The organism is Enterococcus sp. DIV1726a (assembly GCF_051710985.1).
GTDB classification, from domain to species: domain Bacteria; phylum Bacillota; class Bacilli; order Lactobacillales; family Enterococcaceae; genus Enterococcus_B; species Enterococcus_B hirae.
Genome location: NZ_JBIOLS010000001.1, coordinates 1,398,816 through 1,414,451 on the forward strand (window position 1 = coordinate 1,398,816; position 15,636 = coordinate 1,414,451).

The 15,636-nt window shown below is 37.3% G+C and carries 14 protein-coding genes; 3 read left to right on the plus strand and 11 right to left on the minus strand.

Features of this window, described 5'->3' with window-relative positions; all coding sequences use genetic code 11:
* The first annotated feature begins 3 nt into the window (after positions 1 to 3).
* Both IGJ27_RS06310 and IGJ27_RS06315 read left to right on the plus strand, forming a co-directional pair.
* Positions 4 to 492: an ECF transporter S component gene (locus tag IGJ27_RS06310; protein WP_010737573.1), complete on the plus strand. Its 489-nt coding sequence runs from the start codon at positions 4 to 6 to the stop codon at positions 490 to 492.
* 16 nt (positions 493 to 508) lie between these two features.
* On the plus strand, positions 509 to 1,063 hold the full coding sequence (locus tag IGJ27_RS06315) for a TIGR01440 family protein (protein ID WP_034697955.1): 555 nt from the start codon (positions 509 to 511) through the stop codon (positions 1,061 to 1,063).
* Positions 1,064 to 1,231: 168 nt separating this feature from the next.
* Here IGJ27_RS06315 and IGJ27_RS06320 read toward each other — a convergent pair whose 3' ends face one another.
* The 11 genes from IGJ27_RS06320 to IGJ27_RS06370 form a co-directional block, all read right to left on the minus strand.
* Positions 1,232 to 2,881, minus strand: coding sequence for a glycoside hydrolase family 13 protein (locus IGJ27_RS06320; protein WP_178305961.1), 1,650 nt, complete (start codon positions 2,879 to 2,881; stop codon positions 1,232 to 1,234).
* Positions 2,882 to 3,259: 378 nt separating this feature from the next.
* Entirely contained in the window at positions 3,260 to 5,494 is a 2,235-nt protein-coding gene (locus tag IGJ27_RS06325) for an AAA family ATPase (RefSeq protein ID WP_178305960.1), read from the minus strand.
* A gap of 21 nt (positions 5,495 to 5,515) precedes the next feature.
* A complete protein-coding gene (locus tag IGJ27_RS06330) occupies positions 5,516 to 5,995 on the minus strand; it encodes a DUF6530 family protein (protein WP_010719161.1) in 480 nt (159 codons plus the stop codon).
* Positions 5,996 to 6,153: 158 nt separating this feature from the next.
* Positions 6,154 to 7,002, minus strand: a complete 849-nt coding sequence (locus IGJ27_RS06335; RefSeq protein WP_010719160.1) for a DegV family protein — start codon at positions 7,000 to 7,002, stop codon at positions 6,154 to 6,156.
* Between the two features lie 157 nt (positions 7,003 to 7,159).
* Entirely contained in the window at positions 7,160 to 8,773 is a 1,614-nt protein-coding gene (locus tag IGJ27_RS06340; protein ID WP_178305959.1) for a polysaccharide biosynthesis protein, read from the minus strand.
* A gap of 153 nt (positions 8,774 to 8,926) precedes the next feature.
* Positions 8,927 to 9,244, minus strand: coding sequence for an AzlD domain-containing protein (locus IGJ27_RS06345; RefSeq protein WP_010737579.1), 318 nt, complete (start codon positions 9,242 to 9,244; stop codon positions 8,927 to 8,929).
* Entirely contained in the window at positions 9,237 to 10,025 is a 789-nt protein-coding gene (locus tag IGJ27_RS06350; RefSeq protein WP_010719157.1) for an AzlC family ABC transporter permease, read from the minus strand. Before IGJ27_RS06350 ends, IGJ27_RS06345 begins: the two co-directional genes overlap by 8 nt.
* Before the next feature lie 192 nt (positions 10,026 to 10,217).
* Entirely contained in the window at positions 10,218 to 11,150 is a 933-nt protein-coding gene (locus IGJ27_RS06355) for a cation diffusion facilitator family transporter (protein ID WP_126343921.1), read from the minus strand.
* 138 nt (positions 11,151 to 11,288) lie between these two features.
* Positions 11,289 to 12,356, minus strand: a complete 1,068-nt coding sequence (locus tag IGJ27_RS06360) for a hypothetical protein (RefSeq protein ID WP_010737581.1) — start codon at positions 12,354 to 12,356, stop codon at positions 11,289 to 11,291.
* On the minus strand, positions 12,356 to 13,252 hold the full coding sequence (locus IGJ27_RS06365) for a viral A-type inclusion protein (protein ID WP_178305958.1): 897 nt from the start codon (positions 13,250 to 13,252) through the stop codon (positions 12,356 to 12,358). Before IGJ27_RS06365 ends, IGJ27_RS06360 begins: the two co-directional genes overlap by 1 nt.
* A gap of 329 nt (positions 13,253 to 13,581) precedes the next feature.
* Entirely contained in the window at positions 13,582 to 13,773 is a 192-nt protein-coding gene (locus IGJ27_RS06370) for a hypothetical protein (protein WP_010719153.1), read from the minus strand.
* Between the two features lie 156 nt (positions 13,774 to 13,929).
* Here IGJ27_RS06370 and IGJ27_RS06375 point away from each other — a divergent pair, with 156 nt between their 5' ends.
* Positions 13,930 to 15,432, plus strand: coding sequence for a DUF1846 domain-containing protein (locus tag IGJ27_RS06375; protein ID WP_094940296.1), 1,503 nt, complete (start codon positions 13,930 to 13,932; stop codon positions 15,430 to 15,432).
* Positions 15,433 to 15,636 lie beyond the last annotated feature (204 nt).

A 15,636-nucleotide genomic window follows, 5' to 3' on the forward strand; every position in this document is an offset into this window, starting at 1 on the left:
TCGTTGAATACGAAACGAATGACAATATATGCCATGCTGATCGCTTTAACAGTAGCATTATCTTTAACAATTTTGGTTCCAATACCAGCAACTAACGGCTTTGTCACGCTCTGCGAAGCTGGCATCTACACCACTGCTTTATTATTTGGTCCATTTGGTGGGTTCGTTGTCGGTGCCTCAAGTGGTTTATTCATCGATTTACTGTCAGGTTATCCGCAATGGGCCCTTTTTTCCTTATTGATCCATGGTTTGCAAGGATTGGTCAGTGGCTATTTTGCCGAAAAAACAAGCAAAGGTCGATTTGTCGGTCTTTTTATCGGTAGTTGTCTGATGATTAGTGGCTACTTTTTAGCAGGTTGGTTTTTATATGATTGGCCTGCGGGGGTAGCTTCTATTCCTGGAAATATTTTTCAAAATATTATAGGGGTTGGATTGGCTTTACCACTCACTCAAGCTCTAAAACGAACGAGAGTACAAAAAGAAAGTAAGTAATGAAAGGAAGAATAAAATGAGCATCACAGAAGAATCTTTAAAACAAGAATTAACCAAAATGGTCAACGAGGTATTAGCAGAAGCAAATTTAAAATCTGGCGATTTATTTGTATTAGGATGTAGTACCAGTGAAGTGGTCGGTGGACAAATTGGTAAAAACTCAAGTGCTCCAGTTGGACAGTGGATTATCCAAACGATTAGAGAAATATTGCAACCTTTAGGAGTCGCTTTAGCTGTTCAAGGATGTGAACACATTAATCGAGCCCTTGTCGTCGAACGCTCCGTAGCAGAGCAAAAACAATTTGAAATTGTTTCTGTTGTACCAGCCTTACACGCTGGTGGCGCTTGTTCAGTAGCAGCGTTTGACCAATTCGATGATCCAGTAGAAGTGGAACATGTGGTAGCGCAAGCTGGGATCGATATCGGTGATACTTCCATTGGTATGCATGTCAAACACGTTCAAGTACCTGTTCGACCAAGCAGTCAAACATTAGGAGCCGCGCATGTTACAGCTCTGCGTTCACGTCCAAAATACATTGGTGGTCCGCGAGCTGAGTATGAAGTGATTTAAAAGAATCAATTAACTGATAACCTACCTAATATTTATGTAAATGTTATTCTTTATTATAAAATATTCACTTATTATCTAATTTCTATAAAGGTACAGTCGCCCAACTTCATACAGTATGTCAAAAAAGTTTGCCTTGGACTTCATTAGAAAGCTCAAGACAAACTTTTTTTAGTTTCTTTTTTTACTGTTTACAAATAATTTCGCTTCATAAGGATCAAGCTTACCCACTCGTTCAAATACACGTTCTTCTTGATTCGTGAGAAGTAATTCCCAAGGAACATCAACTTCATTCGGTAATGAATATTCCGCTACTTCACTCGTAAGGTTGACCATAATCAGATAGTTTTTATCGGTAAATGATCGTTCATAAACATAGAGTTGGTCGTGTTCAGCGAGGTATTCTTTGAATGAACCATAGATCAATCCTTGATTTTCACTACGGATGCGGATCATTTGTTTGTAGAAAGATAAGATCGACGAAGGATCGTTTTCTTGTTCTTCTACGTTAAGTGTTTGATAGTTGGGATTTACCATCAGCCAAGGTTCGTTTGTTGAGAATCCGGCATATTTTTCTGATCCCCACTGCATAGGTGTTCGGCTATTGTCTCTTGTTGTATCAGCAACGATATCTATAGCTTCCTCAGGAGATTTTCCTTCTTCTAGCAATTGGTTATAAAGACGTCTTGAATCGACGGCATCGATTTGTTCGATGGCAGTAAACGGCATATTCGTCATACCGATTTCTTGTCCTTGATAAATAAATGGCGTGCCTTGCAGGAAAAAGTACATCATTGCGACTGCTTTTGCTGATTTTTGCCAATAATGTTCAGGATCACCAAAAACAGAAACTGAACGAGGTGTATCATGATTTTCCATATAAAGTGCATTCCAACCCTTACCGTCTAAAGCGGTTTGCCAGGCACTTAACGCTCTTTTTAAATTGATAACATCAAGTTTCCCTTCTTTTTCGTGCTTCCAAATCGAGATATGGTCAAATTCAAAGATCATGTCAAAATACCCATCAGCGCCGACCCATTCTGGACCTTCTTCAGCCGACACCCCGCTAGCTTCGCCAACAGTCATAATGTCATAGTCATCAAAAACATCTTTTAATTCATTTAAATGTTCGTCGATCCCGGAAACATTTTGAAAAGGAGAAAAGGGGTTTTCAGTTGCTTTAACAGAATATTCATCTTTTTTCACATGGGAAATCGCATCTAAACGAAACCCATCGATCCCTTTATCTAACCACCAGCGAATCATAGAAAAAAGTTCATTTTTTAACTTGTCGCTTTCCCAATTTAAATCAGGTTGCTCTTTAGCAAAGACATGCAGATAATATTGTTTCGTTTGTTCATCATATGCCCAAGCTGAGCCACCAAAAATCGATTGCCAGTCATTCGGAGCATTTTCAGGTGTTCCATCTACCCAAATATAGTAATCTCGGTAAGGATTATCCAGTGATTTCTTTGATTCAATAAACCATTCGTGTTGATCAGAGGTATGATTGATCACAAGATCCATAATGATTTTGATCCCTTGTTGATGTGCTTCTGCCAGTAATTGATCAAATTCGGCCATTGTTCCAAATTTTTCTAGAATATTTTGGTAGTCACTAATATCGTAACCGTTATCAATAAAAGGCGAAGAATAAACTGGATTGATCCAAATAAAATCAATCCCTAATTGTTTTAAATAAGGAAGCTTTTCACGAATCCCATTGAGATCCCCAATGCCGTCTCCATTACTATCCATAAAACTGGCAGGATAAATCTGGTATCCGACCGCTTCTTTCCACCAAGCTTTTGTTTGAGTCATTGTCTTCTTCCCTTCTCTTTTTCTCTATTATAAAACAATGCCACTATTTTTTGTTGATGTTACCGATAACATCGTTTTCTCTTTAACAGTTTCCTTTTTTGTTTCGTTATCTGGTTTGCAGAATGTGAGGATTTAACAGTCGAAACGATCAAAAAGAGTCTGATAGATAAACTAAATGGAGTTTAACCATTCGCTACAATGCGTTCATGCCCTCTTCCCGTTGTTCCAGCAGTCGCTCTAACAAAAAAACAAGCCGAAAATCCAAAAATAGGAACTATTTTCGAATTCTTCGGCTTGTTCTCAGAGCTAGGAACTTCTGTCACAATCTCTCTTAGTCGATGAATGGACTTATACGTGACTCCAGCTATTTTCAGCTATTTACAAATAGCGAGCAATCAATTGGATCAATTGCTGTGGTAACTCGTTGATGTCTGTCATATCAATGAAACGATTTTCCCCATATATCTCTTTGATTTCTTTTTGATCCTGTCCAATCGCAGCAGCCACAAAGATGACTCCTTGACGGTCATATTCAGACAGAACGCTTTGGATATCTTCCCTTGCCTTCTTCCCAGTATAGTCTGGCAAAGCTTTAGGCTGGCCATCACTAATCGAGATCAGCAATTTAGTCGTGGCAACTTCTTGGCTTAGTTTGTTAGCAATTAGTCTCAAACTGGCACCATCACGATTGTTTTGTCGTGGTTTCATCGTCACTAACTTCTCATCTAACCATTGGAAATCATCACTAAATTCTTTATAAGAAAAAATCGAGGTCTTTTCTCTCGTTGAGACATCTGCTGTATCTCCATAAATCATTAAAGGAATATTTACACGTTTAGCAAATTCTGCGATGGCGATCGCTGCTTTTTTTGCTGCTTCGATTCGTTCATCTCGAATCATTGAACCAGATTCATCAATCCTTAAAGCCACTGCCAATGAAGGTTGTTCGTGGGGTGGATTTTTCTTATCAAAATAACCTAGGTCATTATAGGCCACACGACTCGCATTGAACCGTTGTCCTTCATATTTTCCTTTTTGATAAGTCGTTGATTCATCATTTTCCAACAAATCTAAAATTTGACGGCTTAATGTTTCAACGATCGGTAAAACTTGTTGTCTGATTTGTTCTGCTTCTTGTGCTTTGAGTTCAAATCTTGGTCGATGAACGATCAGTCCTTCTTTTTCGTGCATCGTCCCCTTCATTATTTGTCGTGCTTCTTTCGTTAACTCACGTTTGATTTCTTTGTCGTAAGCCTCCATATCAGAGGCAGACATTTTTTCTGAATTATCTTCTGCTTGTTGCTCCTGTTGCCCCTGACCTGAAACTTCTTGACTTCGTTCTTGTTCAAATGAGAAAGACTCTGCCTTTTTTTCCTCTTCAATCTCAGCATTCTCCACTGGTGGAGTTTCTTCTTCGATCTCAGGCGACTCATTTTCCATTAAAGACAACGTTTCTTCTGCTAGTTGATCGATATTACGTTCATCAGCTTCTTCATCGTTAAGGATTCTGCCTCGATTTCTTGAAGCTTCTTCTGAAAGACGTCCCCACTTTATTTGCCGTAATAATTCACGAAGTTCTTCAAGAAGCCCACTTTGTTCTAATGCTTGGGTTAATATCTCCAATTCTTCTGGAACAGTGGTCAATTTATAGAGAACTTTAGGATAAATCGATTGGAAAAGATCTTGCCCTTGTTTCCAAGTATTTGCCCAATAAAAGTAAGAACGCATACCAGCCACTCCCTTGATGGCATTCGCTTTGGCAGTATCATCTAATAAACGAATGATCTCCGCTAATTTCAAGAGCAGTTCAGGTTGTTGAATCTTTGTCTTACCTAAGGCTCGCTCAGCCATCACTTCAAGTGAAGGTAAATCCATCTTCTCAGCATGTTGCATCCGATCTCTCAAAGATTCATTCAACGGACGATTACCTTGGTAGTTCCGATTGGTTGTGATGATGATGACGCAATCTGGATGACGGACGACGACACCCGTGGGTAAATTCAATAATCCATTTGGCTCAAGAGCGGAATTTAAAGCAACTAATACGGAAGCATCACGGATCACCGTTGGCTCCTGGATTTCTAACAAATACCCCTTTTCGATCGCACGAACAATTTCAGAGGGATAATATTTATAGCGAACGTTACTATTTTCATTTTGTTCCATCCGCTTGATGAAATTAGCCAGTTTGGATTTAGCCATTTCTGTACTAATATTATAGTGATTTTTGATTAACCGTAAGACAGCCTCTAATGTCTCTGTTTGGTTGATTGCATCAATCAATTCTTGATCTTCATCTACGTCACACTCAACAATAGGCAATAGAGCACCAAAGACATCTGATTTATCCATATCCGCAAAACAAGTTATTTTCGTATAAGGAAGTTGTAAATCAGCCGAAAGAGCTTTAGCCAGTTGCGTTTTTCCTGACCCAGCATCCCCTTCAAGCAAGATGTTACTGATCTTCATTTCAGGATCATTCCAGTTTTCAAAGATTTCAGCTGCGATTCTTTGTTCTTCTTGACTGGTTCGATGACTCGTTGGCTTTTGCCAAATCATTTGTTTTTCAACACTTGAAAATTGACGGTCTTTTGTCAGTGAGAAATCTTCCAATGTACCTCACTCCTTTTTTCCTTAATACCCTAAATCATCTAATAGACGTTTTAAAATTCGGAAACGTTCTCCGATCAATTCGCCATCTTTTTGTAACGTGTCATAATAGAGCATAATATCTTCATCGATCTTAGGATTTTTGGTATCCACTTCAACCGTCATTCGATTCCCTTGAAGTCCAATAATATCGACAACTGGATTTTCAGGATCATAAAATTTTTCATAGCGATACGCATCTTGAAAATACAAACTCCCTTGCGCAGCTAAAATTGCTAGATCTAAGATCCGAGTGATTGGTAGTTCTTCCGATTGACGTGACCATTTTTCACCCGTATGGCGCCATACCTTGCCTGAAATATCAACTTTTCCACGATCATTCCATTGTGCTAACCCTAAAGATAGTCCTTTAGCATCCGTATGCAAAGCATTTCTACCATCAACTTGATCATAGTCTTCAACGACAATAACAGGTTTGTGTTTTAAATTTGTTGGGATTTCCATCTAAATCCATCCTTTCTCTTTTAGTAAATTACTAACCTAGTGATTTACTCATTTACTAAACTTTTAAGGATTATACGCCTTATATAGAAAAAATGCAAAAAAAGCATCGTATCCCAATGAATGAGAGACGATGCTTGCATTGAATTGAATAATCTAAATTATTGCGCAGAGATGGCAAGCCCGATTGCTTTTTCTCCTAAGTGACTACCAATCACTGGACCAAAATGACCAATCTCAATGTCAGCATGCGGGTATTGCTTTTGTAATTTTTCTTTTTCTTGTATGGCAACTTCCAAATTATTTGCATGAATCACATAAAGTTTAACAGGTGGTGCAATTTCCTCATTTCGCATGCCGATGACTTTTTCGGCACGAGCGAAAGCTTTTTTACTTGAACGGATTTTTTCAAATAAAACGATTTTTCCTTCTGAAAAAGTCAAAATCGGTTTGATTTTAAGCAATCCACCTATCAATGCAGCCCCATTAGTCAAGCGTCCACCGCGTACTAAGTTGTTCAAGTCATCCACGATGAGATAAGCATACGTATTATCTCGGATACGATCGATATGTGCAATAATTTCTTCAAGAGATTGACCTTTTTGATTTAAATCTAGAGCAGCTTCTACCATGTGACCCATTGGCATACTCGTGATCTTAGAATCATAAGGAACGATTTTTACACCGTCAATGTCGTTTTTCATAGCATGTAATGTGTTGACAAAGCCGGAGATCCCAGAGGATAAATGGATACTTAAGATGGTATCGTATCCTTTTCTTTTCAGTTCTTCGTAAAGCGCCAGTACTTCTCCAACTGCAGGTTGTGAAGTGGTCGGGAAGTCTTTGCTTTTATTTAGAAGCCCATAGTATTCGTCAGCTTCTATGTCTATTCCTTCATTGTAGATTTTCCCATCCAAAATGACAGGGATCGGAATAACGAACAAATCAGGATGATTTTGGATTCGTTCAGGCAAATAAGCCGTACTGTCAGTAACTACTGCAAGTTTCATTTATTTAATTTCCTCATTTCAAAGAATTTTACCAGTCTATTTAACTATATCATAAGAAAGATGACATTTGAACCTCTCACTCAAAAAGTGAGAGAAACAATCACGTCCCTCTCACTTTCTGTAGCTTTAAAAAATTATCATGAACTGGATGTTGTTCCTAATTTTTGGTTGAGTGATGCCGATGCTGGAAGTTTTTAAGAAATTGGAGCCCATTTCTGCCAAATTGAGCAAAGAGAAATGTCAGCCCACCTATTCCACCAAGGCCAACACAATAAACAACAGCATGGGCTTTCGACGTCATCGTCAATTGGAGGTTCAATAGGATAAATACAATCGAACAAAGAACCAGCATCAACAAGGTTGAGCGGAATGTTTTAAGAAAGAAAAATCTGATTTTAGCTAGAGGTGCGATTCGATACTCTTTACACATATAGAAATAACCTCTGATAAACACGATCGCAAAAGCCATTGTGTTTGAAAAACTCATACCATAACCGCCAAATAGTGCTAATCCAATCACTTGAAAGACAATTTTCAAAATAATCGCTTCAACGGTCAGCCGAATCGCAATCATATGATGGTTAAGTGATTGTAACATCGTCGAAAGAATCGTGAACAATGAAAAGAATAATGAAGCGAGTAAGGCAAATTGGAAATAGCCGACACTATCAGGATCATATCCAAAAAATAAGGTATACAATGGACCCGCCAATAATGACATCCCCGCAAGAGAAGGAAGTAAAATCAAGACAGCAATTGAAAAACTATCTCCTACTGTCTTTTCAATTTGCAAACGATCTTTTTTTCTCAAAGTACTTAAAATCGGCAAACTGCTGATTGCGACTGTACCAACCATAGAAATCAAGATCAATGTCAACTTGTTGGGATTAACTGACGCTCGACTAAATAAAAATTCCAATTGTTGATTCGTGATTTCAGGTCTGAAAAAATGCAACAACGGCTTCATCGTCACTTGGTCAATCATTTGCACGATGGTAATAACAGATCCCACAAAGATGAAAGGTAAAGTTTCACGAATGATCGATACCGACTCTGCCCGATTCTCATGCTTGAAATAGCGACTAGAAATCAAGAAATCTTTTAATTTGAAATAATCATTTTTTATTCCAACGAAATACATATGGATAATTGCTGCTAACCCACCAAAGAAGGATGCCACTGTACTGATCAGAACAGCTTCTAAAATCGTTCCATCGGTCAAGACGCGTAAGTAAAACGTTCCTGCTAAAATGACCAGGACACGAACTGCTTGTTCAATGATTAGTGAGGTCCCATAAGGTCTAAGATTGTTTTTCCCTTGAAAATACCCTCTCATTGCACTAAGAACTGGAATGGCGATCAATGACGGACACAAACTACGAATTGCTAAGATCCCATTATTTACATTTGCAATTGGGCTGATTCCTGCAAGCATCGGGGCAAAAAGATACATCAGCACAGCAGAAATGATTCCAATGACAAACATGATATTGATGGTACTGCGAAAAATCGTTCGACAGCCCTGTTCATCATTTTCTTTCGTTGCTACAGCGACTTTTTTAGCAATCGCATTAGGAAACCCAACTGTTCCCAGCATCAGGAACAAGCCATAAGGTAAATAACCTACATTGTATAAAGTGGTCGCTAACATTCCTTCTTGATTGTTCCCCATCATACTTAGCCATGGGATCAAGTAAACAACACCTAATACCTTACAAAGCAAATTAGCAAAGGTTAACCAAAATGTTCCTTGCATCAATTTTTTATTCATTAAATTTTCCTCAACTATCTATATTTAAATCAATACCTTTCCCATTATAGCAAAAATTCAAAGAAGGACAAATCATCCTTAAAATTTTAATAAAAAAGGCAAAAAAAAAAAGCCATTCTCTAAAACTAAGAGAAGGCAAAATTTTGGAACTGTTTAAAACATCGACAGCAAAAATACCGAAGCAAGTCCAGTTACTACTGATAATGCCATAGAATGAGTTTTATACGCCACGCCAACTACGAGAACCATAGCTAAGATTTTGATATTCCAAGCAATGGCTAAATGTTCATGGGTAATAAAGACATCCTTGAATGCTAAAGCTGCGAATAGCGCAACAGGCACATATTTCATCCATTCACTAAACCATGAAGGGACTTTCCGATGGGTAAAATAGAGCATCGGGAATAGTCGTGGCACATAAGCCACCACGAATAAACTAAGTACTAAAAGAATAAGATACGTCTTAGTCATGATGTTGACTCTCCTGTTCTGGGAAGTTGAATAGTGGTTCATTGACATGTTTGCCACGGTTTTTTAATCGTTTTAATTTTTTTGCCTTCTCTTTTTTGAAAGCTTTCTCTAAAGCAAACCCTGCAAAAGAGGCGATCACCGTCGCAGCAATTAAACCTAATGTATTTTGGAACATGACCATGAAAGTAACGCCTAATACACCAGAAAACAATCCTGTAAAAATGAGCAGCTTATTTTTCATTTGCATGACAAACATGAAGATAAACATCGCAGTCAGTGCAAAGTGAACGAGATCAGCATCTACATGGATAACAGAACCAAACATGTTTCCAATCATGTTACTACCTGTCCATGAAGCCATCGAAAACCAATTTACATATAAAGCTTTACGCTTATTCCATGTAGGATCAGTTGAATATTTAAGATAATTAACCGCATAATTTTCATCATTTAACGATTGTGAAAATACCGCCAAGAATAGTCTCTTTTCTTTCTTCATAAAACCTGAAAGACTCGACCCTAACAATGTGTAACGTAATTCCAAGAAAAATACCATCAAAAGTGTCGTTGCAAAAGATGCTTGAGTTGTTAGCATCGAAGCAACTAAAAATTGCGCTCCACCCGAAAATACTAATATGGACAACAGACCGGTTAAGATTGGATCAAAACCCACTTTTTGCAATAAGACACCACAAGCTAACCCAACTGGTATATAACTTAAGCAAAGTGGCATTACTGCGTGCAAAGCCTGAAGCCATGGCGCACTTTTCTTTTTATTCATCAAAATGTCTCCTTCAATTACAACAAATAAACAGCGGACTCATTGTAACATAAAAAAACGAAATTGTAGCCGTTTTATCTAAAAACAATATTATATTTTTCTCATTTTAAGCTTGAATATTGAAATTTTAAATCATAAACAAGTTATTTTTATGCAACATAAAAGCATTGTTTTGCTGAAGAATCAGCATGGTCATCTTCGATAATCAGGGTCATATTTATCAGTTTCAATATAAATATAAACTTTTTTATCATTTAAAGACTGCCGAATCGTTTCTTCAATGTTATTGATGATTGCATACGATTCATTCTCTGGGTGATCAAAGATATCAATTTTAGCAGCTACCAATACCTCAGTTGGGCTCAGATGAACGGTCTTTACATCGATCAAACGAGAGACTTCCGGACGCTCAAAGGCTTGCTTGATTTTAATCAAGTCACTCGTTGTCACACTTTCACCAACAATCAAACTATAAAATTCTTTTGCTAAGAAAATGGCAGCTCCCATCAACAATAATCCGATCAATAGGCCGCTAATCGCATCAAACGCCGCAATTCCTGTTACCATCGTCAAGACTGTTCCTAATAAAGCAAGAATGAGTCCGATCACAGCACAAAAATCTTCAGTAAAAATGATCAAAATTTCACTGTGACGACTTTCTCTCAAAAATTTCATCAATGATAACTTTTCGGTATTCAACTCATGGATTTCTTTCATAGCGATACGTAATGACGTTCCTTCAATGGCTAATCCAAAGATTAAAATAATGATAACGATCAATGAGTTATCAACTTCATGCGCAGGATGGGTCAATTTTTCAAAAGCTTCCATGACTCCCAAAGCTCCCCCACCAAAAAAGAGCATGGTTGCCACAATTGTGCTAAAAAAATATTTTGCTCTTCCTTCGCCAAATTGGTGTAACTCGCTTTGCCCTCTATTCGCTCGTTTATCCCCAAAAAGCAAAAGGATTTGATTGCTGCAATCGACGATACTATGAATACTTTCATTCAGCATTGCCGCACTTCCACTAATGGCATAACCGACAAATTTACTGATTGCAACTAAAATATTCGCACCTAATGCAGCAATCACAGAGAACATCCCGCTCTTTTTAAAATTTTCCATCTTATTTCCTTCTTTCTTTTCTTCTCAACAGTTTCTCAGTTAACTATCTCTCGGAAGAACCGTGTGATCTATTGCCTGCAGACGGAACAAAAAACATGCGACAATCTCTCTAAGGATTGCCACACGTTTATATCCTGTCTAAGCCTTTCGAACCATCAAAGGAACCAAAAATTCGTAATTGATAAAGAAATCAATCACTGATCGATGGTACTCCCCAGAAGAAACTTCAAGCATTGTTTGGTTTTTCTGATTTTTGGAAATGATCATGGATTGTCCTTTATCTAATAGAACTTGGTATTTTTCTTCTCCAATTTTTTCAAAATCATATTGAGGATTTTTCATCGCTACGATAAAGATGTCATCTAGTACCTGGTCAGTCAATTCAAATTGACTTTGAAGATTCAGATGTAACGGTTGGGTGTTATCTAGTAAGGTTTGCTTGACTAAGAAACCTAAGTGACGTGCATGAGCTAATATTTGGTTGAACTTATGATTGAAAATAGTCAGTTGACCAGCAGAGAATACCCGTTCAACAGACCAATAACGAATCAAAGATAACACACGGTCATCCTGAACCGTGATTTCCATCGTTTCTGGTGAAACTTCCAATAAGTTGAGTGATTCCACTTGGTATCGTTGATCAATCGTCGGAAGAACAAAAGAAAATACTAATTGATTGGAATCATTCAAACGATAGTTGATCGAAAAATGTCGTGTTTCCCAAGTATCATAAGTGGTATTAGAGAATTTCAAACCAATATCATTTAAAGGTTTTAGCAATTCATAAGTAAAGTATTCGATCAAACTTGTCTTACCAATCGGGGAAATAGGTTCTGCTTTTAAGATATAGCGTTCAAAAGCATCTAATAATTGTGAAAAGTCCGATTCAAGTAGATATTTCCGTAAGCGTAAATCCGCTAATTCTGCCTCTGCTGTTTCAATCAAAAGAACAATGTCTTGATGGTCTTTTTCTTTTGTTTCTAAATAGACTTGATTTTCCCTCGCTTCATGTGGATGACTGGATTCAATTGCCTCTAATTGTTCAGAAGTGACCTGTTCATTTTCATCAAGCAAATCATCTTCAGAAGCAGAGTGATTGCTGGAGTTTTCAGGATCTGTTTCTATTGCTTCTTCCGTCACAGTCGTTTCTGCTAACGATTGTGCTTCCAGCTCTTCATTTTTTTCTAACTCTTCATGCTCATTCATTACTCTACCCCTCCCTCTTGCATCGATACTTCTGGGTTTTTATGTGGGTCAACATTTCCTAAGTAATTCATTAGGAAATGATGGATGGTTTGACTGAACCCTTCTATCCCACCGAAGTAGCGATTGATTTGTCGTTGTTCTTTTTCAACGATCGCTGCACGTAATTGATTCGCTTTTGCTTCGTTAAGTAAAGCAGCTTTTTGATTTTGGATTTTTTCAGGTGCTTCAAGATAAGGCATCCAGCCTAATTTTTCATTCGATAATGCTTGTTTTTGTTTTTTTAGTTCTTGGATTTCTTCATCAATTTTTTTACGATTTAAGAATCCTTTAGTGTCATCCAGATCAGAGATTTGGCGATCCACTTCTTTTAATTCTTCATCCAGACGATCGATCTCGGCTTTTGCAGTGATGACTTTAGCATCAAGTTCGTTAATTTGTTGACTGTAGTCATCCGGTTCTTGGTTTGCATAGGTGCCCCACTCTTCGTCAATTTGGGGCAAAACGAAAATTTCCGGTAGACTAGCATCGATGCCAATTGTTGGCCTTTCGTGATAATACGTACCGATCTTGTAATAACTCATCGTAGGAGAAATCTTTTCGACTAGCTCCATAAATGGAAATTCTTGAATAAAGCGATCATGGATTTTCCGCATTAATAGCTGATCGATTTCATGGTTTTCATTCGAACTTTTTTTCAATTCCTCATTTAAATGACCATTATACAGTTGATAGATTTCTGGAATGTTTTCTTCACGAACAGCTCTTTCAAATGCTTGTAAATCCTCTAACAGTTGAGATAGATTCGTACTAGCTTTTTCTTTGATATCAAAAAAAGTAGTGTCATCTTCTTGCTGAATGATGATTTCTTCGTTATTTTCTTGTGGTGTTTCTTTCATTTTGATTACCTCCTCACAGTTATCCACTTTCTTGGACAGAAGCACAATAGGTTGAGTTTACTTACTATTGAATTGATAATTTAATAGTACCATTTTATAGAAAAAAATGTTACAAAGGGCTTCCTCCTCTATGTATCTTTTAATCAATATTCATTGATTATCCACCGTTTTGATAAGGTCTGATTATTGTACTTTCACTATTGAATAATCTTACGTATCGAGAGTAAAACAAAAGAGTGGAAAGAGGATTGAAGCGACCTCCAAAAGTTAGATTCTAACTTTTGGGGGTTACTACAGATCCCCCCACTCTTTTTCACTCAGTAATTTTTTTATTTTTGAGGCAGATCTCTGGTTGTGAAGTGAATGCGCTGATTTTCATCACGAGATAATAGTGTTTCTTCATTCAAATAAGTAAACTTCATCTCTTCTAAATCAGTATTTTCGAGCATTTTTTCATAACCGGTAAAAATCGAACGGATATATTGTTTATATGCGTTTTTCTTTTTCTGTCTTTTTTTCATGTGACACCTTCCTTATCAAAACTATCATACCAATGAATTTAAGATGAAACAAGCCAGATTTGAGATTTTATCTGTTGTTTTAATCCGGTGTTAGTTACTAGTTGACGAAAATCAAAAAAAATGAAAAAATGCTTTAGTACTTAAGGAGGGAATCTCGTGAAAAAAATCGGTTTTGATTCAGAGAAATATATCGAAGAACAATCAGCATATATCCTTGAACGAGTGAATCACTATGACAAATTATATTTAGAATTTGGAGGCAAATTGGTCGATGATAAGCATGCCAAACGTGTTTTGCCTGGCTTTGAAGAAGATGCAAAAATCAAATTGTTACAAAAATTAAAAGACCAAGCAGAAATCTTGATTTGCGTCTACGCTGGAGACATTGAACGTAATAAAATTCGTGGGGATTATGGTATCACTTATGACATGGATATTTTACGCTTGATCGACGAAATGCGTGGCTACGGATTATCTATCAATAGTGTCGTCATTACTCGTTACAATGGTCAGCCAGCTACGAATGTCTTCGTCAATAAATTAGAAAGACGTAATATCAAAGTCTACAAACATTCAGAAATTGAAGATTATCCAATTAATGTTGAAAAAATCGTTTCTGAAAACGGCTTTGGCAAAAATGAATATATTGAGACCAGTAAGCCAATCGTTGTTGTTACTGCTCCTGGACCTGGTAGTGGCAAACTAGCAACATGTTTGAATCAGCTTTATCATGAAAGCCAAAAAGGACAATCAGCAGGTTATTCAAAATTTGAGACCTTCCCTGTTTGGAATGTCCCATTGAAACATCCACTAAACATTGCCTATGAAGCTGCCACTGTGGATTTAAAAGATGTCAATATGATCGATTCCTTCCATTATGATGCCTATGGCAAGGTTGCTGTAAACTATAATCGAGATGTTGAAACCTTTCCAGTAATCAAACGGATCATTGAAAAAATCACTGGTAAAGAATCAATCTATCAATCCCCTACCGATATGGGTGTGAATCGTGTGGGATTCGGAATCGTTGATGATGAAGTTGTGCAAGAAGCTTCTCGACAAGAAATCATCCGCCGCTATTTCCAAACAGAGTGTGATTTCAAAAAAGGATTGATCGATGAGGAAGCAGTAAATCGAATTAAATTGATCATGGAAGAAGTAGGTCTTCAACCTGAAGACCGTCAAGTGGTATTGCCTGCTCATGAGTATGCAAAAACTGTTCAAAATGACAGCAACGATCCTTCTGCGGTGATCGCGATCCAATTACCCGATGAAGTGATCATTACAGGACGCACCAGTTCTTTAATGAATGCTTCTGCTGCCGTCATTTTAAATGCGATCAAACATTTGGCACATATCTCAGATAATATTCCATTGTTGTCGCCGCTTGTTCTAGAACGGATTCAAGGGATGAAGTCTTCCGCACTGCATTCTTCCGTTGATACATTGAGCCTAAATGAAGTACTGATTGCTCTTTCGATCAGTGCGGTAACCAACCCTATCGCTCAAGTAGCTTATGACAAACTTGCTGAATTAGATGGTGCTCAAGCTCACTCGACAGTCATCGTCAATAAAAATGATGAACAAACGTTGAAACAATTAGGCATTGATATCACAAGTGCTCCCTTCTATCCATCGGAAAATTTATTTTATCAATAAGCATTGTTTCTTTATGAACAAATAGCTGAATAAACTCTTAAAAGATTTTATTTAAATTGCACCTGAAAAAGTGCAACTGATAATCTTTTAAGAGTTTTATTTTGTTGTATCCGTTTCAATTGAAATGTATGCGTTTCAGTCTAAAAAAGCGATGATAATCTTAGCAAAAAATTAGTATTTTAACGATAAAACGTGTAAAATTAA

Excerpts from the sequence above, each read along its gene's own strand:
- IGJ27_RS06350 (WP_010719157.1), bottom strand. The coding sequence starts at position 10,025 with ATGAATAAAAAGAAAAGTGCGCCATGGCTTCAGGCTTTGCACGCAGTA.
- IGJ27_RS06330 (WP_010719161.1), bottom strand. The coding sequence starts at position 5,995 with ATGGAAATCCCAACAAATTTAAAACACAAACCTGTTATTGTCGTTGAA.
- IGJ27_RS06315 (WP_034697955.1), top strand. The coding sequence starts at position 509 with ATGAGCATCACAGAAGAATCTTTAAAACAAGAATTAACCAAAATGGTC.
- IGJ27_RS06345 (WP_010737579.1), bottom strand. The coding sequence starts at position 9,244 with ATGACTAAGACGTATCTTATTCTTTTAGTACTTAGTTTATTCGTGGTG.
- IGJ27_RS06320 (WP_178305961.1), bottom strand. The coding sequence starts at position 2,881 with ATGACTCAAACAAAAGCTTGGTGGAAAGAAGCGGTCGGATACCAGATT.
- IGJ27_RS06335 (WP_010719160.1), bottom strand. The coding sequence starts at position 7,002 with ATGAAACTTGCAGTAGTTACTGACAGTACGGCTTATTTGCCTGAACGA.
- IGJ27_RS06340 (WP_178305959.1), bottom strand. The coding sequence starts at position 8,773 with ATGAATAAAAAATTGATGCAAGGAACATTTTGGTTAACCTTTGCTAAT.
- IGJ27_RS06370 (WP_010719153.1), bottom strand. The coding sequence starts at position 13,773 with ATGAAAAAAAGACAGAAAAAGAAAAACGCATATAAACAATATATCCGT.
- IGJ27_RS06365 (WP_178305958.1), bottom strand. The coding sequence starts at position 13,252 with ATGAAAGAAACACCACAAGAAAATAACGAAGAAATCATCATTCAGCAA.
- IGJ27_RS06355 (WP_126343921.1), bottom strand. The coding sequence starts at position 11,150 with ATGGAAAATTTTAAAAAGAGCGGGATGTTCTCTGTGATTGCTGCATTA.
- IGJ27_RS06360 (WP_010737581.1), bottom strand. The coding sequence starts at position 12,356 with ATGAATGAGCATGAAGAGTTAGAAAAAAATGAAGAGCTGGAAGCACAA.